At 53.1% G+C, this 22,458-nt stretch carries 20 protein-coding genes, 1 tRNA gene and 1 riboswitch; of the genes, 9 read left to right on the forward strand and 12 right to left on the reverse strand.

What is annotated here, in order from left to right; genetic code table 11:
- Positions 1-98: 98 nt before the first annotated feature.
- From C4S74_RS19365 to C4S74_RS19420, 12 genes are all read right to left on the reverse strand, one after another.
- On the reverse strand, positions 99-758 hold the full coding sequence (locus C4S74_RS19365; RefSeq protein ID WP_103996925.1) for a TIGR01440 family protein: 660 nt from the start codon (positions 756-758) through the stop codon (positions 99-101).
- Between the two features lie 29 nt (positions 759-787).
- On the reverse strand, positions 788-1,246 hold the full coding sequence (gene rpiB / locus C4S74_RS19370; protein ID WP_009677057.1) for a ribose 5-phosphate isomerase B: 459 nt from the start codon (positions 1,244-1,246) through the stop codon (positions 788-790).
- Positions 1,247-1,412: 166 nt separating this feature from the next.
- Positions 1,413-1,493: riboswitch (ZMP/ZTP riboswitch) on the reverse strand.
- Between the two features lie 103 nt (positions 1,494-1,596).
- Complete coding sequence (locus C4S74_RS19375; protein ID WP_103996926.1) at positions 1,597-2,178, reverse strand: low molecular weight protein arginine phosphatase; 582 nt, start codon at positions 2,176-2,178, stop codon at positions 1,597-1,599.
- 84 nt (positions 2,179-2,262) lie between these two features.
- Positions 2,263-2,835: a manganese efflux pump gene (locus C4S74_RS19380; protein WP_103996927.1), complete on the reverse strand. Its 573-nt coding sequence runs from the start codon at positions 2,833-2,835 to the stop codon at positions 2,263-2,265.
- A 248-nt stretch (positions 2,836-3,083) separates the two neighbouring features.
- Positions 3,084-4,169, reverse strand: coding sequence for an L-threonylcarbamoyladenylate synthase (locus C4S74_RS19385; protein WP_103996928.1), 1,086 nt, complete (start codon positions 4,167-4,169; stop codon positions 3,084-3,086).
- A gap of 29 nt (positions 4,170-4,198) precedes the next feature.
- Positions 4,199-4,915, reverse strand: a complete 717-nt coding sequence (gene spoIIR, locus C4S74_RS19390) for a stage II sporulation protein R (protein WP_103996929.1) — start codon at positions 4,913-4,915, stop codon at positions 4,199-4,201.
- A gap of 616 nt (positions 4,916-5,531) precedes the next feature.
- Complete coding sequence (prmC, locus tag C4S74_RS19395) at positions 5,532-6,425, reverse strand: peptide chain release factor N(5)-glutamine methyltransferase (protein WP_103996930.1); 894 nt, start codon at positions 6,423-6,425, stop codon at positions 5,532-5,534.
- A 7-nt stretch (positions 6,426-6,432) separates the two neighbouring features.
- Complete coding sequence (gene prfA, locus C4S74_RS19400) at positions 6,433-7,503, reverse strand: peptide chain release factor 1 (RefSeq protein ID WP_103996931.1); 1,071 nt, start codon at positions 7,501-7,503, stop codon at positions 6,433-6,435.
- 214 nt (positions 7,504-7,717) lie between these two features.
- The gene (ychF, locus tag C4S74_RS19405; RefSeq protein ID WP_103996932.1) at positions 7,718-8,818 is read right to left on the reverse strand and encodes a redox-regulated ATPase YchF; all 1,101 of its coding nucleotides are present in this window, start codon (positions 8,816-8,818) and stop codon (positions 7,718-7,720) included.
- 257 nt (positions 8,819-9,075) lie between these two features.
- Entirely contained in the window at positions 9,076-9,612 is a 537-nt protein-coding gene (locus C4S74_RS19410) for a hypothetical protein (protein ID WP_103996933.1), read from the reverse strand.
- Between the two features lie 136 nt (positions 9,613-9,748).
- A complete protein-coding gene (locus tag C4S74_RS19415; RefSeq protein ID WP_103996934.1) occupies positions 9,749-10,204 on the reverse strand; it encodes a hypothetical protein in 456 nt (151 codons plus the stop codon).
- A 184-nt stretch (positions 10,205-10,388) separates the two neighbouring features.
- Entirely contained in the window at positions 10,389-11,816 is a 1,428-nt protein-coding gene (locus C4S74_RS19420; RefSeq protein WP_103996935.1) for an amino acid permease, read from the reverse strand.
- 351 nt (positions 11,817-12,167) lie between these two features.
- Here C4S74_RS19420 and C4S74_RS19425 point away from each other — a divergent pair, with 351 nt between their 5' ends.
- From C4S74_RS19425 to C4S74_RS19465, 9 genes are all read left to right on the forward strand, one after another.
- On the forward strand, positions 12,168-13,394 hold the full coding sequence (locus C4S74_RS19425) for a CdaR family transcriptional regulator (RefSeq protein ID WP_103996936.1): 1,227 nt from the start codon (positions 12,168-12,170) through the stop codon (positions 13,392-13,394).
- A 137-nt stretch (positions 13,395-13,531) separates the two neighbouring features.
- On the forward strand, positions 13,532-14,665 hold the full coding sequence (gene ald, locus C4S74_RS19430; protein WP_103996937.1) for an alanine dehydrogenase: 1,134 nt from the start codon (positions 13,532-13,534) through the stop codon (positions 14,663-14,665).
- Between the two features lie 153 nt (positions 14,666-14,818).
- A complete protein-coding gene (gene alr, locus C4S74_RS19435; RefSeq protein WP_103996938.1) occupies positions 14,819-16,021 on the forward strand; it encodes an alanine racemase in 1,203 nt (400 codons plus the stop codon).
- A 644-nt stretch (positions 16,022-16,665) separates the two neighbouring features.
- A complete protein-coding gene (gene tadA, locus C4S74_RS19440; protein WP_103996939.1) occupies positions 16,666-17,199 on the forward strand; it encodes a tRNA adenosine(34) deaminase TadA in 534 nt (177 codons plus the stop codon).
- Positions 17,200-17,283: 84 nt separating this feature from the next.
- A tRNA-Arg gene (locus C4S74_RS19445) sits at positions 17,284-17,357 on the forward strand.
- A 766-nt stretch (positions 17,358-18,123) separates the two neighbouring features.
- Positions 18,124-19,005 carry a class I fructose-bisphosphate aldolase gene (locus tag C4S74_RS19450; protein ID WP_103996940.1) on the forward strand — a complete coding sequence of 294 codons (882 nt, stop codon included), beginning with the start codon at positions 18,124-18,126 and terminating at the stop codon, positions 19,003-19,005.
- On the forward strand, positions 19,002-19,763 hold the full coding sequence (locus tag C4S74_RS19455; protein WP_103996941.1) for an amidohydrolase family protein: 762 nt from the start codon (positions 19,002-19,004) through the stop codon (positions 19,761-19,763). Before C4S74_RS19450 ends, C4S74_RS19455 begins: the two co-directional genes overlap by 4 nt.
- Positions 19,764-19,790: 27 nt before the next feature.
- Positions 19,791-21,140, forward strand: a complete 1,350-nt coding sequence (locus C4S74_RS19460; RefSeq protein ID WP_103996942.1) for a phenylacetate--CoA ligase family protein — start codon at positions 19,791-19,793, stop codon at positions 21,138-21,140.
- A gap of 18 nt (positions 21,141-21,158) precedes the next feature.
- Positions 21,159-22,445: a 3-dehydroquinate synthase II family protein gene (locus C4S74_RS19465; RefSeq protein WP_103996943.1), complete on the forward strand. Its 1,287-nt coding sequence runs from the start codon at positions 21,159-21,161 to the stop codon at positions 22,443-22,445.
- The last annotated feature ends 13 nt before the right edge of the window (positions 22,446-22,458 follow it).

Raw genomic sequence — 22,458 nt, forward strand, 5'->3', positions numbered from 1 at the left:
AACAACCTCCCATGAATTTAAAATCACAACCAGTTTCGCTTTGTACGAGCCGCGATAAGCGGCGGTAAAATTCCCCGCTTATCGCGGCTTAAGGTGCATTACTCACAGGTGCCGCTGTCTTCAGCGCCTCCCGAAACCGTGCCGGCAGGCGCGCCGGCGCCGGCGAATACGGGAATGCCCGGACTTTCCGGCACGGCTTCGTACACGGCCCGCTGTCCGCCGATCAGCTTCGGACGCGTGTAGGCCATCGTCACGTGCGCCTCGCCCACCTGTTTCACGGGCGGACGCACAGGGACGGCAACCCGGCGGAGGTGCATGCCGATCAGGGTGTCGCCGATGTCGATGCCCGCATGGGCGGCGATCTCTTCCACGACGCATGCGCGTTCCAGGTGCCGGTAAGCATGGGCGGCCATCGAGCCGCCGGCTTTGGGCACCGGCACCACATTCACCGGCTCCAGCCGGGGGTCTTGCTCCAGCAGCGCTTCTTCGACGACAAGCGCGCGGTTTAAATGCTCGCAGCACTGGAAGGCGAGCCGCAGCCCGTGTTCTTCCGCCACCTGGACCGCGGCGGCAAAAATGCGCTCGGCCGCTTCCGGCGTGCCGGACGTGCCGATTCTCTGGCCCCGTACCTCACTCGTCGAGGTACCGAAAACGACGATCTGGCCGCGCTTCAAGCCGCCGGCTTCGATCAGCGCCCGGAAATTGGCCTCGACCGCAGGCCCTATTCCGTCCAGCCAAGCTTTCTCACCGTCATTCATACGATCACCTCCATTTAAAATAGAGCTCCTTACGGATGAATCGTATTTTTCTCTTCGAGCAGCTTCACTTTGTTCAGGCGGTTCTCATGACGTTCCCCGTGCGAAAACTCCGTCTCGATCCAGATCTTGACGATTTCCTGCGCTACGCCGGGTCCGATTACGCGTTCTCCCATAGCAAGCACATTCGTGTCGTTGTGCTCCCGGGTTGCCTTCGCGGAGAACATATCGTGCACAAGCGCGCAGCGGATGCCGGGCATTTTGTTGGCGGCAATGGTCATGCCGATGCCTGTACCGCAAATCAGAATGCCTTTATCCGCCTGTCCGTTAAGCACCATATCGCAAACGGGGACGGCATAATCCGGATAATCGACCGATTGTTCACAGTTGCAGCCGACATCCTTTACTTCGTGACCTAACGATTCCAGGTAAGGAACGATAACATCTTTAAGCCGGTATCCGGCGTGATCGGCGCCAATTGCAATTTTCATTGAAAAGCCCTCCTCGGGTGGGAATAAACTGCGTTTGGCTCTATTATAACCCAAACCGATCAGCCGGAGAAAAAAACCGCCAAATTCCGACTTTACCTGCACCTGTGAAACCGTTAAATGACAATGAAAAAAAGAGCATGACACACGTGTAAATACGCATGTACTGCTCTTTTGCCCAGGCGACCGGCCGTATACCCCGATGCTCCACTGTGGTTACACCCACTCGTCGCCAGTTACACCGGGTCTTCTTTTATGCCCCTATCTTACCGTATTCCCGCAAAACTGTAAAGCCGCTAAAAAATGAAGATTTTGTTAGCCCGGCGAGCAGAAGCCCCGGCCATTGTGGCCATTCATCGGCTATCCTTTATCTTTTGAACCAGTTTAACGAGCGCTTCCTCGATTTCTTCCGCCGTATGCCGGTAAAGCTCTAGCGAACCGCCGTAAGGATCGGAGATATCATAATCCGGAAACTTTTTTTCCAGATGTTTAAGCCGGGTTCTCTCTTCCAGCGTGATTTCTTGGGAAAGGGCCTGCTTCACCTGCAATTCGGCGATCAGCTTCTCCCACTCTGCGGCCGCTGCCGTGACCCCGGAATCGTCTTCTACAAATTCTTTCAATGTATGTGTTTTATCCGCCGCTTGCGGAAACCGCTGAATTACGGCGCGTTTATGATCTTGTGTCATCGTTAAGATGAGTTCGGCCCAATCCACGTCTGCGGATCTGAGAAGACTGGAGCTGATAGAAGCTTCACAGCCTTTTTCACGCAAAACGGAAGAAGATTGCCGGGAAATCGGACTGCCGTCGGAAGCAAAAACCCCTGCAGAACGGATCTGGACTTCCAGGTTTTCCTCCCGGGCCATATGGCGCAGAATCCCTTCAGCCAGCGGGCTGCGGCATGTGTTTCCGGTACAGACAAAAAGGATCTGTTTCACGTTCCGTCTACCTCCCTACAGAGTATTCGAACGGGTTCATTCCGCTCTCTATTATTGTACCGCTTTTTTTCAAATCAGGAAAACTTACAGCAAAAATTTCAGACCGAACAGCAGTAAAATCAGACCGCCCAGCGCTTCACCGTATTCACCGATCCAGCTTCCCACCCGGCGCCCGAGTAGAAGCCCCAGAATCGACATACCTCCGCCCAGAAGCCCGAAAAGCAGAACCGTCAAAACTACATCCGTCGCGAAAATACCCAGCGAAACTCCGACCGAAAAAGAATCCACGCTCACGCTTAGCGCAAACAAAATCATTCCCCAAAAGGTACGATGATCGAAAGCGGGGGAATCTTCTCCCCGGAAGGAGCTGTAAATCATATGAGATCCGAGCAAAATGAGCAGACCGCCCCCGGCCGCCACGGCAACCTGTCCGAGCAAAGAGCCGAGATAATGGCCCGCATACATGCCGAGCAGAGGCATGAGGATATGGAAGAGACCGATGACGATGCTGATTTTAAGAATATGCAGCAGGCGTATTCCTCTCATTCCGATTCCGATTCCTAAAGAAAACGCGTCAAAACCCAGCGCAATGGCCATGATGAAGATCGTCAGCAGTTGGCCCCATACGAAAGGTGACACGCCCGCCAGTGCCGCCATTGGTATTTCCCCCTGTCCGCTTTTTCTCTCTCAAGATATGCGGACAAACCGGGAAACATGCTATGGACTTGTACCTGACTCCATGGGTAAAGGCTGCTAGCTTTCGTGATAAGTATTGTGTGGAAAAGGATACTGGCTTCCCGGAACTTTGGCGCCTTGCGGTGCACCGGAATACGGCATATTCCCGCTGCCTGTAGGAATCAAACAGTCTGAAGGCGTTCCGCGTGCAGCGATACCCCTTCCGCCGCTTAAACGCGGATAACTTCTTGACCCGCGGCTTTCAGCAGCCGGTTCATGACCGCACGGCCTATTCCCGTGTCCGGGCAGCCTTCCGCGAGAATATACGTCGCTCCCTCGCGGTCGAACTGCCGCAGCGCGGCATACAGGCCGCGCGCGATCGTCTCCGGCTCTGCCAATGAGCCGGAGGAGACGACGGCGTCCGCGTGATGCAAACCGCGGCGCTCGTCATAGGTGAGCACCCCCGTGCGCTCACCGCGGGCCTTGGCGGCGTCAAGGTCACGCCGCATCCACTCGGCGACGGCCTGCGGATCGCCGCCCAGCACCACGCGCATGCTCCCCTTCGGGGCGTAATGCGCGTATTTCATGCCGGGAGCCCGCGGCGTCCCGGCCGGTTCTTCGGTGCGCATAGGCTCGCGCACCGGCACGTCCGGCAGCACCTCGCGCAGCTGCTCGGCCGTAACCCCGCCGGGGCGGAGGATGTAAACCGCCCCGGACGCCCACTCCACGACGGTCGACTCTACGCCGACGCCCGTCGGTCCGCCGTCGACGATGCCGCCGATTCGTCCGCCGAGATCCTCGGCGACGTGTTCCGCCATCGTCGGGCTGGGACGCCCCGAGCTGTTCGCGCTCGGGGCAGCCACCGGGCAGCCTGCGGCGCGCAGCAGCGCCAGGGCGACCGGGTGGTCGGGGATGCGGACCCCGACGGTAGACAGCCCCGCCGTCACCAGCGGGGATACCGCGCCCGCGCGGACCGGCACGATGACGGTCAGGGGCCCGGGCCAGAAGGCATCCATAAGCCGGAGCAGAGGCTCGGCGGGCACTCCCTCCACGAACGCGTCCATTTGAGAGCGTTCCGCGATGTGGACGATCAGGGGATTGTCCGACGGACGGCCCTTGGCCCGGTAAATGCCTTCGACCGCAGCGGAGTTGGTCGCATCCGCTCCCAAGCCGTATACCGTTTCGGTCGGGAACGCTACGGTTTCTCCCTGAACGAGAAGATAGGCCGCTGCGGCAATCGCCTCATCGGCGGTTTGTCCGGATCCGGTCTCCGCTCCCGCTTCATTGTAAATCTGCCATAGTTTAGTCGTTGTCAAAGCTGCTCACCCTTACTGGTTTCCGAAATTTATCTGAACAGATTCAGAAAGAATCCGATGATACCTTGAAGCAGTTCCCACAGAAAAAATTTCACTTCCGTATCTCCGCTTGCGGCCGCATCGGCAGCCGATCCTTCGGCGGGAGTGTTCGCCGCTTTTTTCTGCGCGTCAGCCGTCTTAGCTTCACCGGCAGTTTTTGCTTCCCCGCCGTCTTCAGCAGGAGACGCCTGAGCCACAGCTTCACCTGATACACCGTCTACAAAGCAAAGCGGCGGAAAAAGTACACACCACCAGTTCTGCCCTTTCCCTTCTCCGAGAGACACGCGCAGAGCTTCATAATTCCCGGCCGGATAAACCCGGCTGCCGTACATTTTGGTCGGAAACGGAACCTGTCCGAGCTCTACTGTGTAAGGAATACCTCCAAGACCTCGGGACACAAGCGTGTCGCGGACGACTTTTTCCAGAACCGGAAGGTTCCGCTGCACAATTTGCCTCGCCTCATCTATGGATTGCGGACCCGTAACCCATTCGTTCATCTGAGCGATTATGGCGTCCCGCACCTGCCGCTTGACAGCCTGATCCTCGGGCTTATCGGAGTTGGCCAGGATACGAAGACGGATCGACTGATCCGGGATAGCCCCTTCTGCCAGAGCTGCGTTCGAGCGCGTGCCTTCCCAGCTCATCATCATGATAGCAAGAGCGAAAAACGTATAAAATAAATGCTTGTATGATTTACGGATGACCATAATGAATCCCTCCCGTTTGCCGGAAAAACAGCATCAGCCTCGAAGCCGTTTCTGTTTCTTCCTCTGTAACGGTTAGTATGGTCAAAAGGCAAATCTTTTAAACTAGCAATCTATGATTTTTTTCACGTGGAACAATTTTGATGTGTGGAACATATAAAACAGCCGGAAAAGCGGCCGCCTAACAAAGCTGCAACCATAGCGGCCTCGGATTTTCCGGAGTTGGCGAGCGTGAGTACCGAACATGCTGATAGGTTTTAAAATCGGCCCTTGCTAGATGCTAGGTTTATAGATTGCCTGTTCGGGGAAGGGTAATAGCAAAACCTGTTTCGGAGCCATCAAAAGTTAACTTTTACCCATTCGGGCCTGCTAGACCAACCGCCCTAGTTCCGACAAAAGCCACACATGAGTATCGGCAGTCGCTTTACATGTGTTGTATGCGATTTTTTTAAAAGGATAGTCACAGCCCTTTCCATGGGCAGCAGCAGCTCTCTTGTCAGGCCCGGCCCAGATTCTATAAAGCCTCGGGCTTTCTGGTTGAATCAGCAGCCTCATCAGCCGTGCAGCCTTTTCCGCTTTGCGAGACCCCAATCACTCGTTAGAGCCGGCCTTCCGGCGGTCAATCGTTGTTTATGGCTATGACATGCCGGTCGATGCCGGCCAAGTCTTTCACGAAGCGGATCTCGCTCCACTCTCCCGCTGCGCGCAGCAGCTCTGCTACAGCCTCCGCCTGGTGGATACCGACTTCCAGTCCGACCAGTCTCGGCTGTTTCGGCAACAGCGGGATCTGGCCGGCCAGCCGCCGGTACAGATCCAGTCCGTCCTCGCCCCCGAACAGCGCGAGGTGCGGCTCATAGTCGCGCACCTCCGGCTGCAGCGACGGCGAATCCCCCGCCGGAATGTACGGCGGGTTCGAAACCAGGATGTCGACGGGCAGCTCCCGTTCGATGCAGGGCAGGAGCAGATCGCCCTCGTAGAAGGCGATCCGCTCCCCTACGCCGCACCGTCCGGCGTTGCCCTTGGCGACCTCCAGCGCCTCCGGCGAGAGGTCGCATGCCGCGGCGCGCCAATCGGGGCGCGCATGCAGCAGACTCACCGGGATAGCTCCGCTCCCGGTGCCGATATCCGCAAGGAGCGGAGCGCCTTGCGGAAACAAGCGCGAGCCCTCGCGGAGGATTTCCTCCACGAGGAGCTCGGTTTCGGGACGCGGGATGAGTACCGCGTCCGTGACCCGGAGCGTCAGGCCGTAAAACTCCTGCTCGCCGGTAATGTACTGTACCGGCTCCCCGGCGGCCTTACGCTCCACGACCTCGCCCCACTGCTCCGCATGCGCAGCGGGAAACGGCTCTTCCAGCCGGAAGAAGAATTCCGTCCGGCTCAGACCCAGCACGTGCTGAAGCAGAATCTCCGCACAGATAGCCGCGTCCTGGATTTGCCGCTCTTTGAAAAAAGAAGAAGCCTGGGAATAGGCTTCTCGGATTGACATGCCGGCTTGATAAATAAGCCTGTTCATGATGATTTTATTGCTCCCCTTTTTCAAGAAGCTCGGCCTGCGCCGTCATAGTCAGAGCATTGACGATTTCATCCATGTCTCCGTTCAAAATGGTGTCCAGCTTGTGAAGCGTAAGACCGATGCGGTGGTCCGTTACGCGGCTTTGCGGGAAGTTGTAGGTCCGGATGCGCTCGCTGCGGTCACCCGTGCCGACCTTGCTCTTACGCTCCCCGGCATACTTCGCTTCTTCTTCCTGACGTTTTACATCGTAAATGCGCGCGCGCAGAACCTGCAGCGCCTTCGCCTTGTTATCGTTCTGGGACTTGCCGTCCTGACAGGTCGCCATAATGCCTGTCGGCACGTGCAGAACCCGGACCGCGGACTTCGTCGTGTTAACGGACTGACCGCCCGCTCCGCTGGAGCAGAACGTATCGACCCGGATATCGCTGTCCTTGATCTCGATATCGATCTCTTCCATTTCGGGCATAACGCCTACCGTGGAAGTGGACGTATGAATACGGCCGCCCGATTCCGTTACCGGAATCCGCTGAACGCGGTGCGCGCCGCTTTCGTATTTCATTTTGCTGTAAGCGCCCTTGCCGTTGATCATGAAAATAATCTCTTTAAAACCGCCAAGGTCGTTCAGGTTCGCTTCCAGCACTTCGGTCTTCCAGCCTTGAGCATCCGCGAACTTGGAGTACATGCGGTACAGGTCTCCCGCAAACAGGGCTGCCTCGTCGCCGCCGGCCGCGCCGCGGATTTCCACGATCACGTTCTTGTCATCGTTAGGATCTTTAGGCAGCATAAGCACAGTCAGGCGTTCTTCCAGCTCATTTTTGCGGCCGGACAGCTCCTCGATCTCCATTTTCACGAGATCGCGCATTTCGTCATCGAGCTTCTCGGCCTGCATGGCTTTCGCCGCATCGAGCTGTTCCAGCACGTCTTTGTATTCTACATAAGCATCGTAGGCTTCTTGTAGGTCGGATTGTTCTTTGGAGAATTCCCGGAGCTTCTTCGTGTCGCTCGTTACATCCGGGTCACAGAGCAGCTCGCTCAGTTTCTCATAGCGATCCGCCAGAGCCTGCAAACGATCCAGCATTTGGACCACTCCTTACCATAATGTCAAAATAATCAGAGCTTTGCGCCGTTTTTGCAAACAGCCTAAACCTCGAACGTTTCCTTCGGCAGTCGCCAGGATAGTTTACGTAAGTGAACGATTAACCGTTCGAGGGCTTTTTTACCGCCGAGCGTTGTATATCCTTATTTTCTATATAACACCGTAACAAGCTAAGGAAACGTCTAATAGCTGATCCCTAAACGTTGAAACGGAAGTGCATGACGTCGCCGTCCTGCACGATATATTCTTTGCCTTCCAGACGAAGCTGGCCTTTTTCTTTAGCCCCGTTCATCGAACCTGTTGCGGTCAAGTCTTCATAAGATACCACTTCCGCCCGGATAAAACCGCGCTCGAAGTCCGTATGAATGACGGCAGCCGCCTGAGGAGCTTTCGTTCCTTTGCGGATGGTCCAAGCTCTTACTTCCTGGACGCCGGCCGTGAAGTAGGTATAGAGACCGAGCAGCTTGTAAGCCGCTTTGATCAGACGGTCAAGACCCGACTCCTGCAAACCGAGCTCTTCCAGGAACATTTCTTTGTCTTCGCCTTCAAGCTCGGCGATTTCGGACTCAACCTTCGCGCTGATAGCCACAACCTCCGCGCCTTCTTGAGCCGCAAACTCGCGGACCTTCTGCACGTAAGGGTTGTTGTCGCCGTCCGCCACTTCCGCTTCGCTCACGTTAGCGGCATAAAGAACAGGCTTCATCGTCAGCAGATGAAGGTCGCGCACAAGCAGACGCTCCTCGTCCGTCAGCTCTACGCTGCGGGCCGGCTGGTCGTTGTACAGGGCTTCCTTGATTTTCTCGAAGCATTCCACTTCTGCGGCATACTGCTTGTTGCCGCCTTTCATATTTTTGCGCGAACGGTCAATGCGCTTCTCCACGGAATCCAGGTCCGCCAGAATGAGCTCCAGGTTAATCGTCTCGATATCGGAGATCGGATCGACTTTGCCGGACACGTGGGTAATGTTCTCGTCCACAAAACAGCGGACTACGTGCACAATTGCATCCACTTCACGAATGTTTGCCAAAAATTTATTGCCAAGGCCTTCGCCTTTGCTCGCGCCTTTAACCAGACCTGCAATATCCACGAATTCAAACGCAGTCGGCACGATGCGGTTCGGATTCACAATATCGGCCAGTTTCTGCAATCTTTCGTCAGGCACCTCAACTACACCGACGTTCGGATCAATCGTGCAGAAAGGATAGTTTGCGGATTCGGCACCCGCCTGTGTAATCGCGTTAAATAGCGTCGATTTTCCTACGTTCGGCAACCCGACGATTCCTGCTTTCAAAGCCATGTATGTGACACTCCTTGGTTCTCAAATTAAAAAAATGCACCATATTCTATTATAAACCATTCGTCAAGGGGTTACAATTTGCCTGTTTGGGCGGAATTTAACCAGGGGGGGGCGGCATAACCCGAAGGAATAATCCAACCGATAGACATGGGAAAACATCCTAACCCCCTCAATCAGGAAAAAGGCAGGATGGTCATTTAGCCTGCTTGCGGTTTTCAACCTCTATATAAATGAAACCAGCAATTCAGGGACATTTTTTATTCATTAATAATTAGTTCCCGGACAGCTCTTAATTCCTCGAATTCCTTTGTTAATTGGTCGATGGGCTTGCTCCCGTCTTTTAACTGATGCTCGATTTCTGCAAGCGTCTTTATCTTTTCATTCAGAATTCGGGCAGCTCTTTCATACGCCTTCCCATTTACGGGGTCATTCTTCTTAGTCTCGTAGTAACCGTTGATTTCCAATGTATTCTTCAGCAATCTTATATTTTCTTCAAGTACTGCCTTAGTGTCAGGCGGGTATAATTCATCCTGCAAAGTCCCCGCTTCAATTCCGATTTTCTTGACCAATCTCTCGTCTTGCTCACGTTGTAATTTTTCGGCCGTTGTTTCGGAAGCCCCGGACTGTCTGGAATCGAGTATAGCTCTTAATCGCTGTTCTTCCTTCTTTAAAGTTTCCAGCCTCTCTTTCTTATCAAAACCATTTGCCTGACTGGAACCGTTACATCCCGATCCGACTATGATAAGAGCGGTTGCCGAGCAAACACCGACTATCCATGTTTTTTTAATATTCATCAACGAGCCGCCTCCTTAATTGCCTAGTTCTGAGCAATGGTTGCGGAGTAACATGCCGTCGGGTAAGTGTATCAAAGCCATTGTCGGTGAACCTTTGGAATTTTAAACCTTTTAAGTTATGTATGATTCCACGCAGTTATTTATTTTTCAAGCTTTTGAGCAGCCCCGCCGCACACAATCCGACAAACAGAGCCGTGCCGTGCAGTAGGATCGGGAGCCAGGCGGCGGCATCTACCGGAAGCACCATGCCCCATAGGAAAACGGGCGGAAGCTGAATCAGCACAAGTACGACCGCAATCCCGGCCAGGACGTTACAGCTGAGCCCGCATGCTTTCCCGGGCCGGATCAATCCGACCAAACCGGTCAGCAGGATGGCCCCCAGACCGATGGAAAGATAAGCCCAAAGCTTTAGTCCGCGGGGTTCGGCCACAATTTCGTGAGCTATAAACTGAATGGAGAATGCCGTTTCTCCGCCCCAAATCGGGGTATATAAAATACCCAGCAGCAAGCTGAGCAGACAAGTTCCAAGAATGAACAGAAAATGACCTTTGGCGAATTGCTTTTGTCCCATTGCTTCACGGTTGGCTGACAACCTGACCCCCTCCTGAAAATGCTCTTAGTTTAATAACGACTGGGAGTCCCTAAAAGTTCCAGTCCCACCTTCTAATAACAAGAGTTTTTCATAAATTTTTCTGGGAATAAAAAAAGGCAAGTCCGGACTCCGTTTAGGAATCCGTCCTTACCTTTTTAAACGTTATGTTCATTCAAGAACCGGTTTACAGCTCAGATTGAGGATTAATGCTGATTCCTGAGCTATCGGAGTTTTTTTCGGGAAGCGCGTTCTTCCGGTGGAAACCCTTACTGTAGTAAACGACAACGAGAGCGATCAGCCAGATCGGCCCGACAATCAGCGCGACACGTGTGTCCTCGGAGAAGCCGAGTAGGACAATGACGAGCACGAGGAACGCCAGAGAGATATAGGAAGTATAAGGCGCCAGCGGCATCTTGTACTTAAGATTGCGAACTTGATCCGGGCTTAATTTCTTGCGGTATCTCATTTGAGAAATAAGAATCATGCCCCATGTCCATACAGCTCCGAAAGTAGCAATACTTGTTACCCAGGCAAACACTTTTTCCGGAACGATATAATTGAGAATAACACCGATAAGAAGAGCGATAGCCGAAACGACGATGGCTTTGCCCGGAACGCCGCTTTTGGAAACCTTACGGAAGGAATCCGGCGCCTCGCCCTGCTGAGCCAGGTTGAAAAGCATACGGCCCGTACTGAAAATACCGGAGTTGCAGGAAGACAGCGCTGCCGTCAGAACGACGAAGTTGATAATTCCCGCGGCTCCCGGAATTCCGATTTTCTCGAACGTCATTACGAACGGGCTGCCGGCCTTGCCGATTTCATCCCACGGATAGATGGACATGATGACAACAAGTGCGCCGATATAGAAAATAAGGATGCGCCAGAAGACGGTATCGATGGCTTTCGCCAAGGTTTTCTCTGGGTTTTGGGCTTCACCCGCCGTTACCCCGATCATCTCAACGCCCAGATAAGCGAACATAACCATCTGGAAGGAGAGCAAGAGACCTGTTACCCCGTTAGGGAGGAATCCTCCATGGCTCCAAAGGTTGCTGAATCCGACCGCGATGCCTTCGTTGCCGAGTCCGAAGAAAATCATCCCGGCTCCGATAACTATCATGCCGATAATCGTGACGATTTTAATCAAGGCGAACCAGAATTCGAATTCCCCGTACGCTTTAACGGCGATCAGGTTAATGCCGCTCATGAGTACAAGCGCACCTAGTGCCCAGAGCCAGCGCGGAGTTCCCGGGAACCAGTACTCCATATAAATGCCGACGGCCGTAATTTCGGCCATACAAGTGATAATCCAGAGGAACCAATAGTTCCAGCCTGTCAAATATCCGAAAAGCGGTGAAATATGATTTCTCGCATACCGGCTGAATGAACCGGCTACGGGATTTTCAATGGCCATTTCCCCGAGCGCTCTCATAATGAAGAAAATGATGAGGCCTCCAAGCGCGTATGCCAGCAGAATGCCGGGACCGGCAAGTTTGATTGCGGATGCGGAGCCGAGAAACAGGCCTACACCAATGGCGGCACCAAGCGACATCAAGGTGATATGTCGTTGTTCCAATCCTCTTTGCAGTTCATGAGTCTGAGTTTTTTTGGACATAGGTACCTCCTGAAGATTCGTCTTAAACGTGTTCTGATTATACCCTCTTGAGGGCTTGAAGTCTGTCCACCAAAAGTAGCTAATTTCTGTAAAAGTAAGCGTTATCAACTGTTTTATGTTTATTGAAAGCGCTTCATTTACAAAAAGAAGTGTAGCATATTTGTGTGTGATCTGTTTTTGTGTGATTATGAGAATGTTTCCCCCGCGATTTGTGCAAATACACAAACCGTCGCGTTCCGTCTATGGCTTTTCGCACAATCGTTTTATAATAAAAGTACTGACTTTAAATGAACCTTACTTATATAAAATAAACCCGCTTCGCAAGCCAAAGGAAATGGAGTCAAGACCTGCATGAGCAATGAATTAAATCCGTTCGACCGAAGTTTTGAAAGTTTGGAAGCATTGGCGGATACCATCAGCGAGGTGCTCGGCTGCGCCATCACCATTGAAGACGCCAACCACCGTCTTATCGCCTACAGCACGCATGAAGCGCAGACGGATCCCGTACGGATCGCCACGATAGTCGGCCGCCGCGTGCCCGAGAAGGTTATCGCCAGCCTGTGGCGTGAGGGATTTATTCAACGGCTGATGAACAGCGAGGACCCCGTGCCGATCAAAGCGCTGGACGATGTGAAGCTCGGACGCCGCATTGCCATTTCGATCCGCAACAACCGCGAAGTGCTCGGCTACATTTGGGTACTGGAAGACGCCCGGCAATTGGAAGAAGCGGATTTCCTTCAGCTTAAGCACGCCTCCCGCGCGGCCAAAACCAAGCTGCTGCAGCTTCAGCAGCAGAAACGCAAGGAGCAGGAAGGCTTTGAGGATTTTTTCTGGCAGCTGCTGACCGGCCATATTTCCTCAGGCGACGCCGTCCGGCAGAAGTCCGACAAGCTCGGCATTCCTCTCATGGACTGCTTCCAGGTCATGGTCGTCGAATTCGATTCGGACATCAGCGAGCAGAGGGCCCAGCAGATTCGTTATCTTATCAGCACGACTCAGCGGATTCGCATCGCCCTTCATATTGTCGACCGCACCCAGCTTGTGCTGCTTGGGACCTCTTCTTCCCGCAATCAGTTTGCGGCGGATTCCTCGGAGTTTCTGCGCCTCTTTGCCCAGCAGATGAAGGATCGGTTCGGCGTCTCCCCCGGGCAAACCGCTATCGGCAATATTTATGAAGACTATGGCCTAGTCGAGAAAAGCTACAGGGAGGCTCTCTCCGTTCTTCAGGTAAAGCGGCAGTTTCCCCAGGAAACGAAACGGTTTATCCATTACAGGGATCTGGGTTTCTATCGCTTTCTTCCTCTTATGGCCGAGGAAAATCGTATTCACGCCCACACCAATCCGTCCCTGCTTAAACTGCGGCAGTACGACCGGGAGCATAACGGCAATCTTCTGCATACACTGGAAGTATTTCTTCTGCAGGACAGCAACGTCAAAGACGCGGCCGATGCTCTCCACGTTCACACCAACACCCTGAACTACCGGCTGAAACGGATTTCCGAAATCGGGGATATCGACCTGAAAGATATGGACCAGAAGGTGAGCCTGTATCTCGATTTGAAAAGCGAAAAATTGTAGCGTCATTCGGCATTCTATGGCAAGCTTTGTGGATTTACACAAAAAGCGGGCGCTTTTTTCTCGAAAGTGCACGAAGCAAAAAAGCGTTTTCAAAACTATACTAGCCTTAGATTTCCTAATCTAAGGAGGCAGTTTTTATGCGGATAGGTGTTCCTAAAGAAATTAAAAATAACGAAAATCGCGTCGCCGTAACTCCTTCGGGTGTTGTGGCTTTTGTAAAAGCAGGTCATGAAGTACTTGTTGAGAAAAATGCCGGAATCGGCAGCGGCTTTACGAACGAAGAATACTTGACGGCAGGAGCTTCCCTTCTTGATCAGGCGGCAGATGTATGGGCCGGAGCGGACATGATTATGAAAGTGAAAGAACCGCTCGCATCCGAGTACGACTACTTCCGCGAAGGTCTCATTCTCTTCACCTACCTTCACCTTGCGGCAGAGCCCGAGCTGGCTAAAGCACTTACGGCAAAAGGCGTAACGGCTATCGCTTACGAAACGGTCGAAGTAAACCGTACGCTTCCGCTGCTGACTCCGATGAGCGAAGTGGCCGGACGCATGTCCGCTCAAATCGGCGCTCAGTTCCTGGAGAAGCCGCACGGCGGCAAAGGAATCCTGCTTGCGGGCGTTCCGGGCGTACAGCGCGGTAAAGTAACCGTTATCGGTGGTGGTGTCGTAGGCACGAACGCAGCGAAGCTTGCGGTCGGTCTGGGCGCGGACGTAACGATTATCGACCTTAGCCCTGAGCGCCTTCGCCAGCTGGACGACCTGTTCGGCAACCAAGTGAACACGCTGATGTCCAACCCGCTGAACATTGCGGAAGCGGTTGCGGCTTCTGATCTCGTGATCGGCGCCGTTCTTATTCCGGGTGCCAAAGCGCCTAAACTGGTTTCCGAGGCGATGATCGCTTCCATGAAACCGGGTTCCGTAGTCGTTGACGTGGCTGTCGACCAAGGCGGTATCATCGAAACCGTCGACAAAATCACGACGCACGACAATCCGACTTATGTGAAGCATGGAGTCGTTCACTATGCGGTTGCGAACATGCCGGGTGCGGTTCCGCGTACATCTACCCTTGCGCTGACCAACGTTACGCTCCCTTATGCCTTGCAAATCGCAGGCAAAGGCGTGCTTCAAGCCGTAAAAGACAACGCCGCTCTTCAGCTTGGCGTCAACGTGGCCGGCGGCTCCGTTACGTATGAAGCGGTTGCCCGCGATCTTGGCTACGAATACGTCCCGGTCGGGAAAGCACTGGACAAAATCTCGGTTTCTTCCTAAAATCAGATCTGTCCCGGACTATCCACCGCACTGAATTACACTATATGAAAAAACACCGCGGTTTCCGCGGCTTTCATCCCCTCGAAGCTGCTTCGGGGGGATTACCTCTTTTCGGGTAACCTATCGTTAAAATGTTTTGGAGGCGAATTCTGCATGCATCCTGCCAGTTACCGCGATACTTGGGCGGAAATTTCGCTAGACGCGATCGAACACAATGCACATACGTTCAAAAAAAATCTGCGGCGCGGCTGCAAGCTTATGGCGGTCGTCAAAGCCGACGGTTACGGCCACGGAGCGTACGAAACAGCACGTGCCGCTCTGCGTGCGGGCGCGGAGTACCTCGGTGTCGCTCTGCTGGACGAGGCGCTGGAGCTGCGTGCGGCCGGTATCACGGAACCCGTGCTTGTACTGGGCTATACGCCTCCCCGTTCGGTCAAGAAAGCCGTTGAAGCAGACATAACGCTCACCGTCTTTACGACCGACGTGCTGGAGGCTGCCGGAGCCGCCGCGATGTCGTCCCAAATGCCTGCGCGCATCCATCTCAAAGTGGATACCGGCATGACCCGGATCGGCGTGAGAACGAAGGAAGAAGCTTTAAGCCTCGCCCGTCAAGCCATCCAGACGCCGGGTGTGGCACTCGAGGGGATTTTTACTCACTTCGCGACGGCCGACAGCGAAGACGATACGTTCACCCGGGAGCAGTTCCGGCGTTTTATGAACATCGTCGATCACCTGTCCGATGCAGGTATCGGCATCCAATTGCGCCACTGCTGCAACAGCGCCGCCGCGATGCAGTATCCCGACATGCACCTGGACATGGTCCGTGTCGGGATCAGCTTGTACGGCTTGTTGCCTTCCACGCCCGCCGCGCGTGACACTCACTCTCTTCAGCCGGCGATGCAGTTCAAAACCCGGCTCGTTCAGGTTAAAGATATCGAGGTCGGAACACCGGTCAGCTACGGCAGCACCTTCGTCGCCAAACGGCCGACACGCATCGGCACTATACCCGCCGGTTATGCAGACGGTCTCTCGAGGCTGCTTTCCAACCGCGGAGATATGCTCCTTCACGGAAAACGTGTCAGAATCGCCGGAAGGGTCTGCATGGACCAGACGATGCTGGATATAACGGATGTAAAGAATGCCAAGGAAGGCGATCCTGTGACGATTTTCGGTCAGTCCGAGGATGCGTTTCTGCCTGTTGACGAACTCGCCGGACTGATGGGTACCATCAATTACGAGGTCGTTTGCCTGATCGGAAAACGGGTTCCCAGAGTTTATCTGCACCATGAGAAGCCGGTGGCATCCGTCAACAAGTTGATCGGAGAACTCGCTGCCGAGGGTCTTTCATCCCGATAGATATGAAAATACAAACCGGATGCCGCTTATCACGAAGCAGACGAGCCCCGATAGCGCCGACGCTTCCTTCCCCGCTTTTCCGGGGCCCGGTTATACTCCCGTCGTAAAAATCCGTTCCCGGCACTTAAGGGAACGGGTTCTTTTTTTCGTGATCCAGCCATGGTATATTCAATAGGTTAGTCACAAAATATCCACAGAATTATCACTTGTCAACATTGTTATCCACAAGTTGTTAACAAAGATTTACCGAAAAACGTTATCCACTTGTGGGTAACGTTTGATAATTTCTGTTCTTCCTAACCAGAAGAAAATCGCTCTTTTGGTTTATGTTCGAATTTTCCGAATTTTACGACTAAACTGAATTTTCCTCAGTATTCATGCGGGTTTGCACTTGTTTCTTCTCTCTTCTTTTATTAGGTATCTCTGACGCTTCCTGCTTATTTATTTTTTTCATAAATGTGAATCATTTGCTTACTATATCTATTTTGGATAGACTAAGGTACACTACTCAGGTAAAATGAGTAGAGTTATCCACAATTTTATCCACAACATGTTAACAAAGGAATAAACGTTCGGGGCATAACCTTATTTTTTGGGGCTGATCTTTATGCGTAATACGCCGGACAAGGAGCAGAAACAACATTATGGAAACCTTACAATTTGACCATGAACCTCACGATCCTATACAAGCCGAACACGAAAAGTGGATGCGCGAAGCCATGCTGGAAGCGGACAAAGCAAAAGCGCTGATGGAGGTTCCCATCGGGGCCGTTGTTGTCCACGGCGGCGAGATCATCGGACGCGGCCACAATCTGCGCGAAACCTCGCTCGATCCTACCGCTCATGCGGAAATTATCGCGATACGCGAAGCCAGCGAAAAGCTGGGTGCCTGGCGGCTTCTCGACTGCAGGCTCTACGTTACGCTGGAACCGTGTCCGATGTGCGCGGGCGCCATCGTCCAGTCACGCGTTCCGCAGGTGATTTACGGCACGCCCGATCCCAAAGCGGGCTGCGCCGGAACGCTGATGAACCTGCTGCAGGAAGAACGCTTCAACCACTGTGTTGACGTGATCAGCGGAGTGCTGCAGCCCGAGTGCGCTTCCCAGCTGACCGACTTCTTCCGGGAACTGCGCCGCCGGGCCAAAGAAGCGAAAAAGGCGCTGGCGGCAGAGGAGTAACCGGACATCCTCCAAGGTTTTAACCTGGAGATTCTTCCTCCCTCAAACCATTCTGTGGTATACTAAATAACGGAATTTGTATATGCGCCCGTAGCTCAGCAGGATAGAGCGACAGTTTCCTAAACTGCAGGCCGGAGGTTCGAATCCTCTCGGGCGCGTTCCATATCGACTCGCAAACCCTTGTGCCGCAAGGGTTTTTTCTTTTTGGTTCGCGAACTTAATGCAGAAACATACTTGTTTTTGCCTAAATAAACATCCGTCTGCCTTACCGGAGTGAAAATTATATCGGGCATCCACCGGTCTCCGATATTGCGTCTCGTCATTCCCGTGGCTTCTTTCCTCTAACCGACAAATTATTTTTACAATTTATTACAAATTTTAACCGAGATTAAAAATATATCTCCATTCGCCTTTATCCTCTCTACCCTCACATGAAGTGGAATTGACCCTTGATTAGCGTTTTTTCTCCCTTCCACCCCTTACTCCAATCAGGGTTTCCGAACTCATGCTTCATCCCGCTTATCTTCCTTCCCCGCCAAAAAGACAAACCGTGGTGGATTAAATACTAAAACTTAATTTAAAAGTTTTTGAGCAATTTAACCAAATTTTAATTTACTTTTTTTGTCTAAAAAAGTAAAATCATAGTTGAAGAGATCGTTATGGATGTTAAGGGATCTATTTACATTTAATCCATTTCACGTCTACTGGCCTATTTCCTCTTTTCGCCCCTATCTTCCGAATTATTCGTACTGTGACGAAAGAACGAATTTTAAGATCCTCGCTTCTAGAAATGTCCACAATAATTAGCGGCAATCGGTACTGGTTTTGCGCTTTTAGCCTGTTCGGTATCACTTCTATTTTCGTGCGGTTCTGAAAATGGGGTTCTTTCTTATTTTGCATTTACATCGGAAAGGAGATCTATGTATGAGTAAATTGCTGCGTCTTTCAAAGATTTTTCATCCGAAATCCGGCCGCTCTTTCATGCTTCCGGTAGATCACGGCACCACCTACGGACCACTTAACGGTATCTCCTCCATGCCTGACTTGCTGCGTATGGCCAACCGTTTCCGTCTGCAGGCAATCATTGCTCATAAGGGGGCCATCCGCCGTGCCCTTGAAAGCAGCGAATCGCCATGGGGAACCGAATTCATCCTTCATCTCTCGGCTTCTACTCAAATGTCACCGGATATGTCCCGCAAGCAAATCGTATCGACCGTCCGTCACGGCCTGCAAATCGGAGCTATCGGCCTTTCCGTACATATTAATCTGGGAGTTCCCCAGGAACATGAAATGCTGCGCGATCTCGGCCTTATCTGTGATGAGGCTTATGCCTGGGGTCTTCCCGTCCTGGCTATGATGAACGTCCCCGATGAAGATCTTTCGGACCGGGCGGCGACCAACAAAATAGCTCATGCGGTCCGGATCGCCGGGGAACTTGGCGCGGACCTCGTTAAAGTTCAAACGCCGGCTACTCCGCAGAGAGCGGCTGAAGCCGTAGCTGCTTTTACCATCCCCGTTCTGATGGCCGGAGGAAGCTCCGTAGGCGACAAGCTCGCTTTTTTCCGGGGAGTCAGGGATATGCTCGATGCCGGCGGTAAAGGCCTTTGCATAGGCCGGAATCTTTTCGAAGATTCCCGCCCCGATGATATGTGCCGCGCACTCGGAGATCTCGTTCATAGGGACTGCAGCGCGGAGGAAGCCTACGAGACTTATTTGGCCGCCGCCTCCCGTATGCCGCTTATCGCGAAACAGACGGAACCCGACAGCGCCGCCGCTCAATTTGACACTTGGGAGGAATACGCATGATCATTGACAGCCACGCCCACATATCGAGGCAGGATTACAGCAGCCCTGAACGTCTGCTGGACGATATGAAGACGGCGGGTATAGACAAGGCCGTCCTGGTGCCGGGCGGCATGCTGGACGTTAGACGAATGACCCGGTACGTCACCGGAGAGGAAAAGCCGATCCTGACGGCTCCTCCCAACGACACCGTACTGGAGATTATCCGTGAATACCCGGATAAATTTTACGGAATCTGCTGTATTAATCCGAACGACGGGGCTCCGGCCGCTCTGGCTTCTTTGGAGAAGGCATGCCGGGACGGATTCAAGGGACTCAAAATGTCGCCTCTTGTCCATGAGGTTACTCTTATGGGAGACGTTGTTAAAGAACTTGCCGCCCTGTGCGGAGATTATGGGATCCCCTTCTATACGCACCTAGTTATCCAAGCAAGAGCGAATACGGCCGCACTGGGTTCGCTTGCCGAAGCTTTTCCGGGTACTAATTTCGTTATCGGCCATATGGGTTTCGGCCCGCTAGACATAGACGCCATAGAATTAGCCGCCCGTAGGGAAAATGTTTACCTGGAAACGTCTACCGGCAATCCGCTGTCCATTCAGACGGCGGTTAAACTGGCGGGTCCCGACAAGCTTATGTTCGGTTCCGAGTTTCCCTTGTCGGACCCATTCGTGGAGAAGGTCAAAATCGACCGTCTCCCTATCTCCGATGCGGATAAAGAAACGATTTTGCATCATACGATTTCACGCTTGCTTGGACTATAATATTCGCCGTATAAGGAGGGAAAGCACGTGGCCGTAACAGCAAGAAGCCAAATGGAATTGATGTCCGGGCAAAAAGCGGGGGACCGGTTCGAGCCGCACGTCCGGTGGCTTAACAGCCTGACCGAACGCGGAACGTCGGTAGAGAACCTGAGTCAGGCGGAAGTGGATGCTTATCACCGGAGAGCCTTACGCAGCTTGCTTCAATTTGTGTATGAAACCAATGAATTTTACAAACAGCGTATGGATATGGCCGGCCTGACTCCGGAAGAGGCTTCCACTCCCGCTTTATTTGCCAAACTGCCTTTCCTGACTAAGGAGGATTTGCGCAGCGATCCCCGCTGCATCATTTGCTCGCCTGATCTGGCTCATATTCATACTTCGACCGGTACAACCGGAGGCAAGCCGATCTTTATCGGCCATACTTTGAATGATCTTTACCGGCTGGATACGGCTCCCCGCTACCCATCCCTTATGCAGAATACGCGAAATACCGTAGTCGGCAACGCCTTACCCTATGAAATGAGTTCTTCCGGACTCTCATTCCACCGGGTGTTTCAATATATGCAGAACTGCTGTGTACTGCCTGTCGGTAAAGGGGGAGCATACTCCCAACCCGATAAGGCTCTCGAGTGCATGCTGGCCTGGGATATGCAAACCTTGATTATTGCTCCTTCTTACGCCGTTACCCTGGCTGAACATGCGCAAAAATTAGGAATCGATCTTCATCGCGATTTCAATTTGCAGCATTTGTTTTTGACTGGTGAAGGCGCTTCAACCGCTCTCCGGGAACGGGTCGAACGGATCTGGAACTCACCGGTGACAACCTGGTACGGTTCGCTTGAAGTAGGTCTGATCGGGATCGAATGCCTGGAGCACCAAGGCTACCATTTGGCCGAAGGCCATACTTATACCGAAATCATTCATCCTGTTACGGGAGAGCCCCAAGCTCCCGGCATCGTCGGCGAAGTCGTTCTCACTACCCTGATGCGCGACGGCATGCCCGTAATCCGGTACAAAACGGGAGACCTCGGCTACATTGAGGAAGGTCCCTGCCCTTGCGGCTGCCGTCTGCGCCGTTTGCAGCTGAGAGGACGTATGGGTGATCAGCTCGCCCTCAACAGCGGGGATTTTTCTCCCCTGTATCTTGAACAGCAGCTCCTGCAAATCAGCGGCACAGGCAATTGGTATCAATTTATCGTTGAAAACGGGGAGCTTTCCGTACTCGTCGAAACTTGCGACTCCAGTGTAGACCGGGCGGGGCTTTTAAAGGAGATAAAACTGCGTATCGAAGCGAGTATCCGGCAATCCTGCGACGTTCAAATCGTCGATTACGTAGAACGCGACGCGGGGAAAGCCCGCCGGGTTATTCGACTATAACAAGAGGAGATCTGCGAAATGAGCAAAGTGCTGAAAGAAACGCCTGAAATCGATCCGAAAGCATCCGATAATTCCAATCGTCCGACCGAAAAACCTGCTGAAGCGAAAACAAGCGGCGCAGCCGTTCCCGTTTCCAGCCTCAATCAGGCCAAAACTAAACCTATCGCGTCCGTACGCAGCAAGTACGCGTGGTTCGATATCAGTACTTTGACCGCACCGGAGCAATGGGGCGCCATCGTACAAGCTATGCCCCACCAGAAATTTACCGGTGTCGTGGCCAATGAGCAGCAGGTGAAGCAGCTTCCTCCGAATTTGGATAAAATCACCTATGTCCAAGGCACTCCTTCTCCCGATAAGCTGACGGCTTTAAACGAAGCCTACGATATTCTGGTTTTGGAACCGTCGGTGATCAGCAGCAGCTGGTTCAGACGCAACCGTGAAACCATCACCTGTAAAATAGGAACCAGTGTAAATGTAACGGACCCTGAGACTCTACAGCTCGCTGTAGCGATGACGCACGAAGTGTCCCTGCTAATCGTTGAATTTCGCGACGACACCAAAATTCCACTTGAAATCGTTCTGGCGGACGCCCAGAATTTCGGCACCGAGGTAGTCATGAAAGTACGTGACGATGTCGAGGCGAAAGTCGTGTTCGGCGTACTCGAATGCGGGGCAGACGGAGTCCTGATCGCATCTGGCGATCTAGGCCAAGTATATGCGGTAGGCGAAGTCATCACTTCAACGGGACAAAAAGGCGGCCAGCCGCTCCAGAAGCTGACCATTACACGGACGGAGCACGTCGGCATGGGCGACCGCGCCTGCATCGACCTGACAAGCTATCTCGGCCTCGATGAAGGAGTGCTGCTTGGCTCTTTTTCCTGCGGTGGCATTCTTGCCTGCAGCGAGACCCATCCGCTTCCCTACATGCCGACAAGACCTTTCCGCATCAATGCGGGCAGTCTTCACACCTACGTGCTGGCACCGGATAACCGGACCTGGTACTTGTCCGACCTGCGATCGGGTATGGAAGTCCTCGTCGTCAGCACATCAGGCAAAGCGAGACGCGTATCGGTCGGCCGCGTGAAAATCGAGCGGCGTCCCCTGCTCTATATCGAAGCCCAGGCGGAAGACGGGACAATTCTCAACGTCATTATGCAGGAGGACTGGCACGTGCGCGTATTCGGCACGGGGGGACAGCCGATCAACATTACAACATTGAAGCCGGGCGATCAGGTGCTGGGCTATACGATGGACCCCGGCAGGCATGTCGGTGTGAAGGTCGATGAGCTGATTATCGAGCAGTAACGCATTCTTCAGG

Origin of the sequence: Paenibacillus sp. UNC499MF (assembly GCF_900107975.1) — a bacterium.
Taxonomy (GTDB): Bacteria; Bacillota; Bacilli; order Paenibacillales; family NBRC-103111; genus Paenibacillus_F.

Coding starts and splice junctions, on each gene's coding strand:
- C4S74_RS19380 (WP_103996927.1), bottom strand. CDS start 2,835: ATGGCGGCACTGGCGGGCGTGTCACCTTTCGTATGGGGCCAACTGCTG.
- C4S74_RS19455 (WP_103996941.1), top strand. CDS start 19,002: ATGATCATTGACAGCCACGCCCACATATCGAGGCAGGATTACAGCAGC.
- ald (WP_103996937.1), top strand. CDS start 13,532: ATGCGGATAGGTGTTCCTAAAGAAATTAAAAATAACGAAAATCGCGTC.
- C4S74_RS19420 (WP_103996935.1), bottom strand. CDS start 11,816: ATGTCCAAAAAAACTCAGACTCATGAACTGCAAAGAGGATTGGAACAA.
- C4S74_RS19425 (WP_103996936.1), top strand. CDS start 12,168: ATGAGCAATGAATTAAATCCGTTCGACCGAAGTTTTGAAAGTTTGGAA.
- alr (WP_103996938.1), top strand. CDS start 14,819: ATGCATCCTGCCAGTTACCGCGATACTTGGGCGGAAATTTCGCTAGAC.
- tadA (WP_103996939.1), top strand. CDS start 16,666: ATGGAAACCTTACAATTTGACCATGAACCTCACGATCCTATACAAGCC.
- C4S74_RS19450 (WP_103996940.1), top strand. CDS start 18,124: ATGAGTAAATTGCTGCGTCTTTCAAAGATTTTTCATCCGAAATCCGGC.
- ychF (WP_103996932.1), bottom strand. CDS start 8,818: ATGGCTTTGAAAGCAGGAATCGTCGGGTTGCCGAACGTAGGAAAATCG.
- C4S74_RS19410 (WP_103996933.1), bottom strand. CDS start 9,612: ATGAATATTAAAAAAACATGGATAGTCGGTGTTTGCTCGGCAACCGCT.
- prfA (WP_103996931.1), bottom strand. CDS start 7,503: ATGCTGGATCGTTTGCAGGCTCTGGCGGATCGCTATGAGAAACTGAGC.
- C4S74_RS19365 (WP_103996925.1), bottom strand. CDS start 758: ATGAATGACGGTGAGAAAGCTTGGCTGGACGGAATAGGGCCTGCGGTC.
- prmC (WP_103996930.1), bottom strand. CDS start 6,425: ATGAACAGGCTTATTTATCAAGCCGGCATGTCAATCCGAGAAGCCTAT.
- rpiB (WP_009677057.1), bottom strand. CDS start 1,246: ATGAAAATTGCAATTGGCGCCGATCACGCCGGATACCGGCTTAAAGAT.
- C4S74_RS19465 (WP_103996943.1), top strand. CDS start 21,159: ATGAGCAAAGTGCTGAAAGAAACGCCTGAAATCGATCCGAAAGCATCC.
- spoIIR (WP_103996929.1), bottom strand. CDS start 4,915: ATGGTCATCCGTAAATCATACAAGCATTTATTTTATACGTTTTTCGCT.